The sequence below is a fragment of the Streptomyces pactum genome (assembly GCF_002005225.1).
GTDB classification, from domain to species: Bacteria; Actinomycetota; Actinomycetes; order Streptomycetales; family Streptomycetaceae; genus Streptomyces; species Streptomyces pactum_A.
The window spans coordinates 4144877-4159375 of sequence record NZ_CP019724.1 but is presented as its reverse complement, the minus strand read 5'-3'; the positions used below and the strand labels follow the sequence as shown (position 1 = coordinate 4159375).

Below are 14499 nucleotides of genomic sequence, written 5' to 3'. Positions count from 1 at the left end.
CTCCACCCCCCAGGGTCCTGAACGTGCAGGAACATGATGCACCGATTGTGTGGCCATGACGTGCCTGAATGAGCCATCGTCTTATCCGACGGGGGCTAGAGGGGATCTTCAAGTGAGGACGAAGCCGACTATGCGTAAGAAAATGCTTCGCTCGGTGCTTGTCGTCGCCGTCTCCGCCGTTGTGGCCTTCGGAGCTCTGGCTGGCCTCTCCGGTGCGAAGAGCGACGCGCACGGTGCGGTTGTTGGGGTCGAGATTGCGCCCGCCGTCGTGGTCGGCGACGAGGTAGTCAATCTCCCGGCGGACAGCAAGTGGGACTGATCGACATGACCACTCCACCCGACGACCGCTCCTTCCGTCGCGAGATGGCCACCGCCTACCGCTCCGGCTGGCACTTCATCGACCTGGTCACCGCGATCCCCCACCCCGGTGACTCCCTGATGGTGACCGTCTTCGGCGAGCCGGTCGTCGTCACGCTGGACGAGGACGGCGACGTACGGGCGTACCGGTGTCTGCGGCGGCCTCGGGGGGCGCCGCAGCCTGTGCGGTGCGCCATCCGGTACGGAATGATCTTTGTGAACCTGGACCAGAGGGACCACCGGCTCGCGCAGCCGGAGATCCCTGAAGTGAGGACCATCTCGGCCACCCCCCGCAGTGCCTGACGCGATTCCCCCGTCGTAACAGATCGCTCAGGTGCTTCCCCCCGGCAGCGGCGTCACCGTGACCTGAACACGGTGACGCCGCTGTCGTTTTCGGCGACATTTCGGAGTATCGGCCTGCTCCCGGCCTGGCCGAAAAGCTTCTCGCGCGGCGAAGCCGGTTACGCGAGGAAGGTCCGGAGACCCTGGTGTCCCGCCCGGAGGGAGCCGTCCGTTTCTCCCTTGAGTGGAATAGACTCAACTTTGTGTACGTTGTCTGAGTCAGCACTGGGAGACACGGCCGGACCGCCGACGGCCGACGCTAGGAGGGAAGCCAGAACGTGGACGCCGAGCTGACCAACCGGAGCCGGGACGCGATCAACGCGGCCAGCAACCGGGCCGTGACCGAGGGGAACGCCGACCTCACCCCCGCCCACCTGCTCCTGGCTCTGCTCCAGGGGCAGGACAACGAGAACATCACCGACCTGCTCGCCGCCGTCGAGGCCGACCTCGCCGCCGTGCGCACCGGCGCCGAGCGCATCATCGCCGGGCTGCCCAGCGTGACCGGGTCCACGGTCGCGCCGCCGCAGCCCAACCGTGAGATGCTCGCCGTGGTCGCCGACGCCCAGGCCCGCGCCAAGGATCTCGGGGACGAGTACCTCTCCACCGAGCACCTGCTCCTCGGCATCGCCGCGAAGGGCGGCGCGGCCGGTGAGGTACTGGAGGGGCAGGGTGCCAGTGCGAAGAAGCTGCAGGAAGCCTTCCGCAAGGCCAGGGGAGGGCGCAGGGTGACCACCGCCGACCCCGAGGGCCAGTACAAGGCGCTGGAGAAGTTCGGCACCGACCTCACCGCCTCCGCCCGGGAGGGCAGGCTCGACCCCGTCATCGGGCGGGACCAGGAGATCCGGCGGGTCGTGCAGGTGCTGTCCCGCCGCACCAAGAACAACCCCGTCCTCATCGGCGAGCCCGGCGTCGGCAAGACCGCCGTCGTCGAGGGGCTCGCCCAGCGCATCGTCAAGGGGGACGTGCCCGAGTCGCTCAAGGACAAGCGGCTGGTCGCGCTGGACCTCGGGGCGATGGTCGCCGGGGCCAAGTACCGGGGCGAGTTCGAGGAGCGGCTGAAGACCGTCCTCGCCGAGATCAAGGACTCCGACGGGCAGATCATCACCTTCATCGACGAGCTGCACACCGTCGTGGGGGCCGGGGCCGGCGGCGACTCCGCCATGGACGCCGGGAACATGCTCAAGCCCATGCTCGCGCGCGGTGAGCTGCGCATGGTGGGCGCGACCACGCTGGACGAGTACCGGGAGCGGATCGAGAAGGATCCGGCGCTGGAGCGCAGGTTCCAGCAGGTGCTGGTCGCCGAGCCGACCGTCGAGGACTCCATCGCGATCCTGCGCGGGCTCAAGGGGCGGTACGAGGCCCACCACAAGGTGCAGATCGCGGACAGCGCTCTGGTGGCCGCCGCCACGCTGTCCGACCGGTACATCACCTCCCGCTTCCTGCCCGACAAGGCCATCGACCTCGTCGACGAGGCCGCCTCGCGGCTGCGCATGGAGATCGACTCGTCCCCCGTCGAGATCGACGAACTCCAGCGTGCCGTCGACCGGCTGAAGATGGAGGAGCTGGCGATCGGCAAGGAGACGGACGCCGCCTCGCTCGAACGGCTGGAGCGGCTGCGGCGCGACCTCGCCGACAAGGAGGAGGAGTTGCGCGGCCTCACCGCCCGCTGGGAGAAGGAGAAGCAGTCCCTCAACCGCGTCGGCGAGCTGAAGGAGAAGCTCGACGAGCTGCGCGGCCAGGCCGAACGCGCCCAGCGCGACGGCGACTTCGACACCGCCTCCAAGCTCCTGTACGGCGAGATCCCGACCCTGGAGCGTGACCTGGAGGCCGCCTCCGAGGCCGAGGAGGAGGTCGCGAGGGACACCATGGTCAAGGAGGAGGTCGGCGCCGACGACATCGCGGACGTCGTCGCCTCCTGGACCGGCATCCCCGCCGGGCGGCTGCTGGAGGGCGAGACGCAGAAGCTGCTGCGGATGGAGGACGAGCTGGGCAAGCGGCTCATCGGGCAGGGGGAGGCCGTGCGGGCCGTCTCCGACGCCGTACGCCGCAGCAGGGCCGGGATCGCCGACCCGGACCGGCCCACCGGGTCGTTCCTCTTCCTCGGCCCGACCGGCGTCGGCAAGACCGAGCTGGCCAAGGCGCTCGCCGACTTCCTCTTCGACGACGAGCGCGCCATGGTCCGCATCGACATGTCGGAGTACAGCGAGAAGCACAGCGTCGCCAGGCTCGTGGGTGCCCCGCCCGGGTACGTCGGGTACGAGGAGGGCGGGCAGCTCACCGAGGCCGTGCGGCGGCGGCCGTACACCGTCGTGCTGCTCGACGAGGTCGAGAAGGCGCACCCGGAGGTCTTCGACATCCTGCTCCAGGTGCTGGACGACGGGCGCCTCACCGACGGGCAGGGCCGCACCGTCGACTTCCGCAACACCATCCTCGTCCTCACCTCCAATCTGGGCAGCCAGTACCTGGTCGACCCGCTGACCAGCGAGGTGGAGAAGAAGGAGCAGGTCCTGGAGGTGGTCCGGGCGTCGTTCAAGCCGGAGTTCCTCAACCGGCTCGACGACCTCGTGGTCTTCTCCGCGCTGAGCAAGGACGAGCTGAGCCGGATCGCGCGGCTCCAGATCGACGCGCTGGCCCGGCGGCTCGCGGAACGCCGACTCACCCTGGAGGTCAGCGACGAGGCGCTGGTCTGGCTGGCCGACGAGGGCATGGACCCGGCGTACGGCGCCCGCCCGCTGCGCCGCCTGGTGCAGACCGCGATCGGCGACCGGCTCGCCCGGGAGATCCTCTCCGGCGAGATCAAGGACGGCGACACGGTCCGTGTGGACCGCTTCGGCGACGACCTGATCGTGGGCCCGGCTGCGAGCGGCAAGACGCTGTAGCCCCGGCCGCGAGGCCCCTCCGCGACGCGCGGCCGGTCCGTCACCCCCGGTGGGTGGCGGGCCGCCGTGCGTCACCCCCGGTGGGTGGTGGGCCGCCGTGCGTCACAGGGTGAACGACGCGAACCGCACCAGTGCCGTACCGGCGTCCTCGTACTCCACCCGTACCTGCACGGCATCGGCGTCCACACCGTCCGGCAGGCCCCGCGCGTAGCCGAGATCCAGACACAGATCGGCGTCGGCGCCCGCGCAGAACTCGGTCCCGGGCGCGGGGGCGGCCGGGTAGGTGTGTGCCGGCCAGATCTGGACACCCGTGCGCGGCATGCGGAAGGACGCGCTGTAATGAATGTCCTGGAAGCCCTGCATCGTGCACTCCCCGACCGGCCGCGCGCCGTCCGGCAGGCCGGCCCCGCCGAACGCGAGCGCCTCGGAGCAGGGGACGTGGACGGGCTTCCGGCCGCCGCTCCGGTCGTCCGGTTCGGACCGGACGATGCCGGCCAGGACGATGAGGAAGGGCAGCAGGAACAGCGCCGGCAGCACCACGCGCGCCGCGGACAGCCCCCACCTGGTCCGCCCCCGGGGCACCTGCTCGCCGCCCGCGGACCCCGCCACCGCGCTCCGTGTCCGCCCCATGGCCCGCCTCCGTCCGCCCTGCGTCCACCCGACCGGCCGGATCATGTCAGCCCAGGGCTGACAGGCCCCCGGCGGGCTTGCCACGCCCCTCCCCGCATGGGGGAGGATGGCCAGATCCGTACGAAGGGAAATTCACGGTGACCATCGACCCGTCCTCGATTCCGAACTTCGGGGGCAAGCAGCCCGAGCCGCAGCCCCAAGGACCGGCGGGCCCCGTCGTCCCGGATCAGGATCTTGTGAAGCAGCTCCTCGAACAGATGGAGCTGAAGTACGTCGTCGACGACGAGGGTGACCTCGCGGCGCCGTGGGAGCAGTTCCGTACGTACTTCATGTTCCGCGGCGAGGACGACCAGCAGGTCTTCTCGGTGCGGACGTTCTACGACCGGCCCCACCAGATCGACGAGAAGCCGCAGCTCCTGGAGTCGATCGACGACTGGAACCGGCGCACCCTGTGGCCCAAGGTGTACTCCCACACCCACGACGACGGCACGGTCCGCCTGATCGGCGAGGCGCAGATGCTGATCGGCATGGGCGTCAGCCTGGAGCACTTCGTCTCCTCGACGGTCAGCTGGGTCCGCGCCGCCATCGAGTTCGACCGGTGGCTCGTCGAACAGCTCGGCCTGGAGCAGGAGGTCAACGAGTCGGAGAAGCCGACGGACGAGGACGGCGAATAGTCCGTCCCGTGTGAGGAGAGCCCGGCCGGGCACCGACCACCGAGGTCGTGTGCCGGGGCCGGGCTCTCGCCGTTTTCGGGCCCGGCTCCCGTCCCCGCGCCCGCTCTCCCGCTCACCCCGCCAGCGTTTTCAGCCGCCGTACCGCCTCCTCCAGCACGGAGGTCCGCTTGCAGAACGCGAACCGGACGAAGGGGGCGCCCGCCTCCCGGTGGTCGTAGAAGACCGCGTTGGGGACGGCGACGACGCCCGCGCGTTCCGGCAGGCCGCGGCAGAAGGCGAAGCCGTCGCTCTCCCCGAGGGGGCGGATGTCGGTGGTGACGAAGTACGTCCCGGCGGGGCGGTAGACGCCGAAGCCCGCCCCCTCCAGGCCCGCCGCCAGCAGGTCCCGCTTGGCCCGCATGTCCTCGCGGTAGGCGTCGAAGTACGAGTCGGGCAGCGCCAGGGCCTCGGCGATGGCGTACTGGAAGGGGCCGGAGGCCACGTACGTCAGGTACTGCTTGGCCGAGCGGACCGCCGTGACCAGGGCGGGTACGGCGGTGATCCAGCCGACCTTCCAGCCCGTGAAGGAGTACGTCTTGCCGGCCGACCCGATGGTCACCGTGCGCTCGCGCATCCCCGGGAAGCTCGCCAGGGGGATGTGCTCGGCCGTGTCGAAGACCAGGTGCTCGTAGACCTCGTCGGTCACCACCAGCAGGTCCCGCTCGACGGCGAGCTCGGCGATGGCCGCCAGTTCGTCGTGGGTCAGGACGGTGCCCGTCGGGTTGTGCGGGGTGTTCAGCAGCAGCAGACGGGTGCGGTCGGTGACGGCGTCGCGCAGCTCGTCGAGGTCGAGGCGGAAGGTGCCCTCGTGGGGGCGCAGAGTCACGGGTACGCGCGTGCCGCCCGCCATCGCGATGCAGGCCGCGTACGAGTCGTAGTACGGCTCCAGCGCGACGACCTCGTCGCCGGGCTCCAGCAGGGCGAGCAGGGAGGCGGCGATGGCCTCCGTGGCGCCGGCGGTGACCAGTACCTCGGTGTCCGGGTCGAAGGACAGGCCGTACCGGCGTTCCTGGTGGGCGGCGACCGCGGTGCGCAGCTCGGGGACGCCGGGGCCGGGCGGGTACTGGTTGCCGCGTCCGTCGCGCAGGGCCCGTACGGCGGCTTCCCGGATCTCCTCGGGGCCGTCGGTGTCCGGGAAGCCCTGGCCCAGGTTGATCGCCCCGGTCCGCGCGGCCAGGGCGGACATCTCGGCGAAGATCGTCGTCCCGAACTCGGCGAGCCGGCGGTTGAGGAAGGGGCGGGAGCTGGAGCTGATGGGGGTCATGCCGGCCATCCTGCGCCGAAGCTCTGGAGTTCCTCAACTCTGCTTTGGGGCGTGGCGGCGAAGGGCATCTCCCGTTCACGCAACGAGCTTCATGCGGAAGGCGAGGCGCCCAACGGGGGGTTGCTTCGGGGGAACTCCGGGTGCGAGCCCGGGAAGCGGAAGGAGGAGGACGCCATGGTCATCGGCATCATCCTGATCGTGTTCGGCGCCTTGGTGGTCGGAGGGCTCCTGACCGGCGCGCGGAGCGGCGGCGGAGGCAGGCACCACCACCGCGACCGCGGCAGCAGCAGGAGCTGGTGGGCCGGCGACTCGTCCTCCACCGGGCACTCCTCGGGCCACTCCTGCGGCGGCGGCTCGTCCTGCGGAGGCGGGTCGTCGTCCTGCGGGGGAGGGGGCGGCGGCGGATGCGGTGGAGGCAGCTAACACGGGGTAGCTGAGCTCCCGCAGGGGGAACCGCATCCCCGCCACGGGGCCCGCACCTGGGAGCGGGCCCCGCGCCCAACACGAGCGCCCGCCGGGAAACACTCCCGGCGGGCGCTCCCACGCACCGGCGCGCGCCGCGCGGGCGGGGGTGTGCGCCCCGGTTGAACAGTTGAACTGTGGAGCCCCCTGAGGGATGGAAACACCACGAAGTTGGGTAAAAACGCTGTGGTGGCGCCACAGTTCATGATTCCCTCTCCACACCAACGCAGCTCCTCGGACGACCTGTTGACCCCCCTCCTGACCGGCCGACTGGGCTGAGCGGGCCGCATCCCCGGCCATGACCGGGATGCGCAGGCCCCACACCTTCCTCTCCTTGTGTGCTTGCGGAGCCGATCCATGCTCACGACCCTGAAAACCGCCTACACCGACACGCGCGCAGCCGATCTCGCCTGGGCCCTGGGACGCGAGCCGCTGCCCGCGCTCGCCAGTCTCGATCTCGAACTGACGGGCGCCAAAATGCAGTTGAGACTCCTGGGGGCGTCACATCAAGTCCTGCTCGAGGAGGAGCGGGGTAGCTGTTCCGAGACGGTGGCGTGCATCCCCGGCAGCAGTACCCCCCTTCCGCTGGGCGTCGCCAAACGGAGGGGAGACTGGGAGTACGAGTTCGCCGCCCGCGTGGAGGTGCTGACGCCGGGCTCCTTCGCCGGACGTGCCCAGGAGCTGCTGGCTCTGGTCGCCGACCACCCGCACGGGCTGGCCGGCGTCTTCCCCGGCAGCCCGCACGCCTTCACCGCGCTGCTGGCGCATCGCCACGAGGGGCAGGTGCACTGGCGGACCTGGCACGCCTATCCGCAGGACGGCCACCTGGTGGCGACCCGGACCCGGGTGGGTGTCCGGGTGCCGACGCGGCAGCTCAGCCCGTCCGGGGTGTGAGCCGGCGCGGGGCGTGGTCCGGCCGTAGCCCGGGCAGGGTCGGACAGGGTCGGACAGGGTCGGGCGAGATAAACCTGTGGTGCCCAACGGAACGCCTGTTTCACACGTGTGGGTGACGAAGCGCAGTACGGGAGTGACGTAACGTCACCCCGTGATCGAACCGCACGCGCCCGCTCCGCCCGGCTCTCCGCCGTCCTGGGCCGGCCCCGGCGGCTCCCCTGACCCCACCGGCGGTACGTCGCCCGGCCGGTCCGGCTCGTCCGGCCCATCCGGCTCGTCCCGCGCGTCCGGCGCGTCCGGTCCGTCCGGCGCGTCTGTTCCGCCCGGCTCGTCCGGTCCGTCCGGCCTGCCAGGGCCGTCCGGTCCTGCCGGGTCCTCCGGGTCTGCCGGGTCCTCCGGGTCTGCCGGGTCTGCCGGGTCCGCCGGGTCCGCCGGGTCTTGCGGCCCCGGTGGGCCGGCGCGGTTGCCCGTCCGGCCCGCCGTCGGGCGGTTCCTGGTGCTGGCCGGCGTGTTCGTCTGCGCGGCCTGCGGGCTCGTGTACGAACTCGAACTCGTCGCCTTCGCCTCGTACCTGATCGGCGACTCGGTCACCCAGGCGTCCGTCGTCCTGTCCGTCATGGTCTTCGCCATGGGCCTCGGCTCACTCGCCGCCAAGCGGTTGCGCAGATTCGCGGCGGCCGGCTTCGGCGCGGTCGAGGCCGTGCTCGCCCTCGTCGGCGGCTCCAGCGCGATGGTGCTGTACGCCGTCTTCGCCTGGACCGGCGGCTGGGGCGGCCTGTGGGCCGACGGCCCGCGCTTCCTGCTGGTCGCCTTCTCGCTCGCCATCGGCGTGCTGATCGGCGCCGAGGTACCGCTGCTGATGGAGCTGATCCAGCGCGTCCGCCGCCAGGACGCGGGCGGCGCCGTCGCCGACCTGTTCGCCGCGGACTACGTCGGCGCGCTCGTCGGCGGCCTGGCCTTCCCGTTCCTCCTGCTGCCCTTCCTGGGGCAGCTCACCGGCGCGCTGCTCACCGGCACCGTCAACGCGGTCGTCGGCGCCGCCCTGGTCCTCGGCCTGTTCCGGCGGGACATGACCCGCCGGGCCCGCTGGCTCCTGCTGACCGCCAACACCGTCGTGCTGGCGCTCCTGGCCACGGCGACCGTCCTCGCCGACGACTTCGAACGGGCCGCCCGGCACGCCGTGTACGGCCAGGACGTCCGCGTGGCCGTCCAGACCGGCGTGCAGGAAGTGGTCCTCGCCGGCGACACCGACGGCCGGCCCCTCGACCTGTTCCTGGACGGCCGGCTGCGGGTCAGCGGCAGCGAAGAGCGGCGGTACCACGAGGCCTTGGTGCACCCCGTCATGAGCGGCCCGCACGCGCGCGTGCTGATCCTCGGCGGCGGTGACGGCCTCGCCGCGCGGGAGGTGCTGCGCCACCCGGACGTGCGCCGCGTCGACGTCGCCGAACTCGACCCCGGACTCGCCCGGCTGGCCCGGCACGACCCCGGCCTGTCCGCGCTGAACGAGCACGCCTACGGCGATCCGCGCCTCCACGTCACCACGTCGGACGCGTTCCGCCGGCTGCGCTCGACGCCCACCGCGACGTACGACGTGGTGATCTCGGACCTTCCCGACCCGGGCATCACGGCCAGCACCAAGCTGTACTCACAGGAGTTCTACGGCCTGCTGCGGAGGGTGCTCGCCCCCGACGGCCGGCTGATCGTGCACGCCGGCCCGGTCTCCGCACGCCCGCGTGCCTTCTGGACGGTGAACGCGACGCTCCACGCGGCCGGTCTGCGGACCGCTCCCTACCGCGTCGCCGCCCGGGAAACCGGCTTCGCGCCGGGGCCCGACCGTGCGGCCGTCACCTCGAACGTCCCCCGTGACTGGGGCTTCCTCCTGGCCGCCCGCGAGTCCCCCGCCCTGCGCCTCGAACCGACGGCCCCCCGCCCGCACACCCTCACGCCCCGGTCCCTGACCCAGGACGCCCGCGCCGCGTCCCGTACCCGGATCCCCGGCCTGCCACCGTCGACGCTGGTGCATCCGCGGTACTGAGCCCGCTCCCGTGCGCCTGTCCGCCTGTGCGCCTGTGCGCCTGTGTGCCTGTACCCGCGTGCCCGGGCGCCCCGTGCCCGTGTGCCTCCGCGTCCCTGCCCTCCGCGCCCTCCGCCCTTCTCCCTTTGCCCTCCGCCCCCCGTACGAGCGAACGCGTGGCACGTGCGCACGCGTTGTGTGGCGCACGCGTTGCGTGGCGCACGCGTGTCATGCGCACCCGTGTCATGCGGCGGCCCGCCCCCTCCCCCGGGAACGGACGGACCGCCACACCCCCCTGCGGATCGCTCGCACCGAGAACCTATGGCCGCTCCGCCCGTCCCGGAATCCCGCAGGGGGTGGAGACCGGACCCACCCAGCGCGGTAGGCGCCCGGTTCCTGCAACTTCCGCGGTACGGCGGAAGGATGACGCCGCCGTCGGACGGGCGGAATTACGCTGCCGCAATGCGCCTGCACCCTGTGGCGGCCGACGGCCTGATCGCCGCGGCGCTGACGACCGTGGCCGTACTGCTCGGCACCGAGGCCGTCGCCCAGGGGTGGCCCGCGCTCGACCCGCTCGCCTGGACGCTCGTCGCCCTGCTGAACCTTCCGCTCACCCTGCGCACCCGTGCCCCCGTCACCGTCTGCCTCGCCGTCCACGCCTGCTGGTCGGTCTACGTCACCCTCGGCTACTGGCCCGTGGTCGGCTCCTTCGGCCCCATGCTCGCCCTCTACACCGTCGCCTCCCTGTGCTCCACCCGTACCGCGGCCGCCGGCGCCGCCCTGCTCGCCGGTGTCTGGATCTACGCCGGAGTGGTCAGCGACGCCGAGGCGATGGCGTCGGTCGTCGGGCAGGCCGTGGGCTTCCCGCTGGTGCTGTGGCGGTTCGGGTACGTCGCCCGCCGGACCGGCGAACTCACCCGGCAGCTCCGTGCCGAACAGGCCGACCGGGCGCGGCGCGAGGTGGCCGAGGAACGCGTCCGGATCGCCCGTGAGCTGCACGACGTGGTCGCCCACCACATCGCGGTCATCAACGTCCAGGCCGGACTGGCCCGTTTCGTCTTCCACTCCGACGCCCGCACCGCACGCGGCGCCCTGGACACCATCGAGGGTGCCAGCGGCGAAGCCCTCGCCGAACTGCGCCGCATGCTCGGCCTGCTGCGTGCCGACGGCGTCCAGGGGGCGGACGGCGCCCCCGCCCCCGGCCTCGGCCAGCTCGACGAGATGGTGACGCGGGTGCGCTCCGGCGGTGTGAGCGTGGAGCTGCGCGTCACGGGCGCTCCGCGCCCCCTGCCGCCCGGCGTTCAGCTCTGTGTCTACCGGGTGGTGCAGGAGGCCCTCACCAACGTGCTCAAGCACGCCCCCGGGGCGAACGCCACCGTCGAACTCGCCTACCGCGCCGGCGAGGTGACGGTGTCGGTGACGGACGACGGCAGGGGAGAGGGAGGCCGGGCGGGGGATCGCGAGGACGGCCGGGAGGGAGACCGGTTCGGGGACCGGAAGAGGGATCGCCACGGGGACCGGCAGGGCGATCGGCACGGGGACCGGTGGCAGGGGGTGGATTCGGACACAATCCCCGAGCGCGGTGGCCATGGCTTGATCGGGATGCGTGAGCGGGCCAAGCTCTACGGCGGGACGATCGTCGTCGGCCCGCGCAGCGAGGGGGGATTCGGCGTGCGCCTGACCCTGCCGACGCCGGTACAGACCGCACGCCGGGGAGACGCCCTCAGAGAATGACCGACGCAGACCACCCCATGGCCCGGCCACCGGACGCCCCGATCAGACTGCTCGTCGTCGACGACCAGTTCCTCGTCCGCAGCGGACTGGCCGCGCTGCTGCGCGCCGCCCCGGGCATGGAGGTCGTCGGCGAGGCGTCCGACGGCGCCGAGGCGGTGGCGCTGGCCGCGCGGACCCGGCCGGATGTCGTCCTGATGGACATCCGCATGCCCGGCATGACCGGCATCGAGGCCACGGGGCGAATCCTCGCCGAGGCGGTCGACCCCGCTCCCCGCGTCCTCATCCTGACCACCTTCGACCTGGACGAGTACGTGTACGGCGCCCTGCGGGCCGGTGCGTCCGGCTTCCTGCTCAAGGACGCGGGCCCCGAACGGCTGCTGGCCGCGGTCGCCGCCGTGCACGGCGGCGACGCGCTGTTCGCCCCCGCGGTCACCCGGCGCCTGGTCGAGGCGTTCACACGGATGTCGGAAACGGACCGGCCGGACCACTCGGACCCGGGCCCGCCGCCCGAGCTGACGACGCTGACCACCCGGGAGGCCGAGGTCCTGGAACTGGTGGCCCGCGGCCTGAGCAACGCCGAGGCCGCCGACCGCCTGTTCATCAGCGAGGCCACGGTGAAGACCCACCTCAACCGCACGATGACCAAGCTGGGTCTGACCAGCAGGGCGCAGGCGGTGGTGGTGGCGTACGAGACGGGACTGGTGACGCCGGGGGGCCGGGAGGGCCGCGGATGACTTTGTGCGGCCGGGGGGTGTACCGGGCGCCCGCTGGGTAGGGTGGCGTGACATGGAGCATGAGGTGTTCGTTCCGGTTCCGGCCGAGCGGCTCAGGGACGTGCTGGCCGACCCGGCCCGGGTCGCCCGGGCCGTTCCGGGGCTCCAGCAGGACGCCGGTGCCGAGCCCGTGGCGGGTCGGCTGAAGGTGCGCATCGGCAGTCACTCCATCACCTACCGGGGCTCCCTGCGCCTGACCGCGCGGGGCGACGGTGCGTACGCCCTCGAGGGCGGCGCCGGCGAGTCGCGCGGCACGGGCACGGTCACGCTCGCGCTCACCCTCCGCGTGGCGGACGCCGACGGCGGCTCCACCCTCGCCTTCGCCGGGACGGCCACCGCGGACGGGCGCGTCACGGAGCTGCCCGAGGAGTCGGTGACGTCGGCCGCGACCCGGCTGCTGACCCGGTTCGCGGAGAACCTCGGCGCGGCGGCGGAGCGGGGGGCGGAGCAGTCCGCGGCGCGGACGGAGCCGCAGCGCACCTCCGTCTTGGACACCGAGGTGCCCCCGCCCTCCCTCGCGGACCCGCACGAGGGCGAGCCGGAAGCACAAAACGGAACGGACGGCCAGGACACGCAGGACGGCCAGGACACGCAGGACGGCCAGGACACGCAGGACGGCCAGGACACGCAGGACAGCCAGGACACGCAGGACGGGCCGGGCAGCCAGGCCGGGCCGGAAGAGCACGATGACCCGGACGCCCCCGGAGCTCCCACCGCTCCCGGGGCCCCCGCCGACCCGGGAACTCCCGCCGCCGACTCGGAAGCTCCCGCCGCCCCCGCCACTCCGGAAGCCGCCGAGCCGCCGCCCGCCGAGGCCGCGCACGCGCGCCGCACGATGATCGGTCGCAGCGCCGAGGAAGTGGATCACGCCCCGCCGCGCGGCCGGTACGCCCCCGTCCCCGCACCCCAGGCGGGCGCGGCCGGTGCTCCCCTGCGCTGGGCCGCTCCGGCGGCGGCGCTGGTCGTGGCGTCGGCGATCGTGGTGGGCCGGGCACTGCGCAGACGCCGCTGAACCGTCACCGGCACCCGCCGCCGGGCCGACCGTGCCCGGGTCCCCTTGATCGCCCCAGTAGGGTCATGGCGTGAGTAACGAACCCATCACGCTGACCGCGGGTGACGCGGAGGCGACCGTGCTGCCGGGCAACGGCGGCCGGATCGGAGGGCTGCGCGTCGGCGGCACGGAACTGCTCCGACAGGGCGAGCGCTACGGCTGCTTCCCGATGGTCCCCTGGTGCGGCCGGATCCGCGAGGGCCGCTTCCGGGACGGTGCCGTCGTCCACCAGATGCCGCTCAACTCCCCGCCGCACGCCATCCACGGCACCGCCCGCGACGCCGCCTGGCGCACCGCCCGCCTCACCGGCGACGAGGCCGTCCTCACCTACGACCTCACCGACCCCTGGCCCTACTCCGGCCGCGTCACGCAGGTGATCGCCCTCGCCGGGGACGCGCTGACGCTGACGATGTCCGTGGAGACGTACGAGTCGTCGTTCCCGGCGCAGATCGGCTGGCACCCCTGGTTCAACCGGACCCTCGACGGCGCCGATGCCGTGATCGCCTTCGACCCCGCCTGGCAGGAGGAGCGCGGCGACGACCACCTGCCCACCGGCAACCGCGTAGACCCGAAGCCGGGCCCCTGGGACGACTGCTTCGGCATGCCGGACGGCGTCGACGTCACCCTCACCTGGCCGGAGCGGCTGGAGCTGAGGGTGACCAGCCCGGAGCGGTGGGCCGTGGTCTACGACGAGCAGGAGGCCGCCGTCTGCGTGGAGCCGCAGACCGGTCCGCCCAACGGCCTGAACACCCTCCCGCGCCTGGTCACCCCCCTGGAGCCGCTGGAGGCCACGACGACCTGGCGCTGGACCCGGCTCTAAGCTGGTGCGCATGACGGACGTACGCGGCGCGCTGCTGCAGCAGATCAAGGACAAGGCCGTGGTGCACGGCAAGGTGACCCTCTCCTCGGGTCTCGAGGCCGACTACTACGTCGACCTGCGCCGCGTCACCCTGGACGGCGAGGCCGCGCCGCTGGTCGGGCAGGTGCTGCTGGACCTGACGGCCGACCTGGACTTCGACGCGGTGGGCGGGCTGACCATGGGCGCCGACCCGGTCGCCGCGAGCATGCTGCACGCCGCCGCCGCGCGCGGGAGGCGGCTGGACGCCTTCGTCGTCCGCAAGGCCGCCAAGGCGCACGGGCTGCAGCGCCGCGTCGAGGGCCCGGACATCAGGGGCCGCCGCGTCCTGGTCGTCGAGGACACCTCGACCACCGGCGGCTCCCCGCTCACCGCCGTCGAGGCCGTGCGCGAGGCCGGTGCCGAGGTCGTGGCCGTCGCGACGATCGTAGACCGGGCGACGGGCGCCGCCGAGAAGATCCAGGACGGCGCCGGGGTGCCGTACCGGTACGCGTACGACAAGGACGAGCTGGGCCTGGACTGAGCCGGGA

The 14499-nt window shown here is 72.7% G+C and carries 14 protein-coding genes; 12 read left to right on the top strand and 2 right to left on the bottom strand.

What is annotated here, in order from left to right; translation table 11 throughout:
• The first annotated feature begins 112 nt into the window (after positions 1-112).
• From B1H29_RS38150 to clpB, 3 genes are all read left to right on the top strand, one after another.
• Entirely contained in the window at positions 113-319 is a 207-nt protein-coding gene (locus B1H29_RS38150) for a hypothetical protein (RefSeq protein ID WP_159027833.1), read from the top strand.
• Positions 320-324: 5 nt separating this feature from the next.
• On the top strand, positions 325-660 hold the full coding sequence (locus tag B1H29_RS17450; protein WP_055419013.1) for a hypothetical protein: 336 nt from the start codon (positions 325-327) through the stop codon (positions 658-660).
• Positions 661-977: 317 nt separating this feature from the next.
• The gene (gene clpB / locus B1H29_RS17445) at positions 978-3578 is read left to right on the top strand and encodes an ATP-dependent chaperone ClpB (RefSeq protein ID WP_055418757.1); all 2601 of its coding nucleotides are present in this window, start codon (positions 978-980) and stop codon (positions 3576-3578) included.
• Between the two features lie 102 nt (positions 3579-3680).
• Here the strand turns inward: clpB and B1H29_RS17440 are convergent, their stop codons facing one another.
• The gene (locus B1H29_RS17440; RefSeq protein ID WP_159027832.1) at positions 3681-4208 is read right to left on the bottom strand and encodes a hypothetical protein; all 528 of its coding nucleotides are present in this window, start codon (positions 4206-4208) and stop codon (positions 3681-3683) included.
• 137 nt (positions 4209-4345) lie between these two features.
• On the opposite strand from B1H29_RS17440, the gene B1H29_RS17435 reads away from it, so the two are divergent.
• Positions 4346-4882 carry a YbjN domain-containing protein gene (locus tag B1H29_RS17435; RefSeq protein WP_055418755.1) on the top strand — a complete coding sequence of 179 codons (537 nt, stop codon included), beginning with the start codon at positions 4346-4348 and terminating at the stop codon, positions 4880-4882.
• Positions 4883-4994: 112 nt separating this feature from the next.
• Here the strand turns inward: B1H29_RS17435 and B1H29_RS17430 are convergent, their stop codons facing one another.
• A complete protein-coding gene (locus B1H29_RS17430; RefSeq protein ID WP_055419012.1) occupies positions 4995-6185 on the bottom strand; it encodes a pyridoxal phosphate-dependent aminotransferase in 1191 nt (396 codons plus the stop codon).
• A gap of 174 nt (positions 6186-6359) precedes the next feature.
• Between B1H29_RS17430 and B1H29_RS17425 the strand changes: the two genes are divergently transcribed.
• The 8 genes from B1H29_RS17425 to pyrE all read left to right on the top strand — a co-directional run bounded on the left by B1H29_RS17425 (position 6360) and on the right by pyrE (position 14492).
• Positions 6360-6608: a hypothetical protein gene (locus tag B1H29_RS17425; protein ID WP_055418754.1), complete on the top strand. Its 249-nt coding sequence runs from the start codon at positions 6360-6362 to the stop codon at positions 6606-6608.
• 396 nt (positions 6609-7004) lie between these two features.
• Entirely contained in the window at positions 7005-7541 is a 537-nt protein-coding gene (locus tag B1H29_RS17420) for a DUF2617 family protein (RefSeq protein ID WP_055418753.1), read from the top strand.
• A gap of 463 nt (positions 7542-8004) precedes the next feature.
• The gene (locus tag B1H29_RS17415; RefSeq protein ID WP_234393038.1) at positions 8005-9576 is read left to right on the top strand and encodes a polyamine aminopropyltransferase; all 1572 of its coding nucleotides are present in this window, start codon (positions 8005-8007) and stop codon (positions 9574-9576) included.
• A 441-nt stretch (positions 9577-10017) separates the two neighbouring features.
• Positions 10018-11289, top strand: coding sequence for a sensor histidine kinase (locus tag B1H29_RS17410; protein WP_055418752.1), 1272 nt, complete (start codon positions 10018-10020; stop codon positions 11287-11289).
• Entirely contained in the window at positions 11286-12023 is a 738-nt protein-coding gene (locus tag B1H29_RS17405; protein WP_055418751.1) for a response regulator, read from the top strand. The genes B1H29_RS17410 and B1H29_RS17405 overlap by 4 nt, the downstream gene beginning before the upstream one ends.
• Before the next feature lie 52 nt (positions 12024-12075).
• Positions 12076-13074 (top strand): SRPBCC domain-containing protein, encoded by a 999-nt coding sequence (locus tag B1H29_RS17400; protein WP_055418750.1) that lies wholly within the window; start codon positions 12076-12078, stop codon positions 13072-13074.
• Between the two features lie 70 nt (positions 13075-13144).
• Positions 13145-13933 (top strand): aldose epimerase, encoded by a 789-nt coding sequence (locus B1H29_RS17395; protein ID WP_055418749.1) that lies wholly within the window; start codon positions 13145-13147, stop codon positions 13931-13933.
• Between the two features lie 10 nt (positions 13934-13943).
• On the top strand, positions 13944-14492 hold the full coding sequence (gene pyrE / locus B1H29_RS17390; protein WP_055418748.1) for an orotate phosphoribosyltransferase: 549 nt from the start codon (positions 13944-13946) through the stop codon (positions 14490-14492).
• Positions 14493-14499 lie beyond the last annotated feature (7 nt).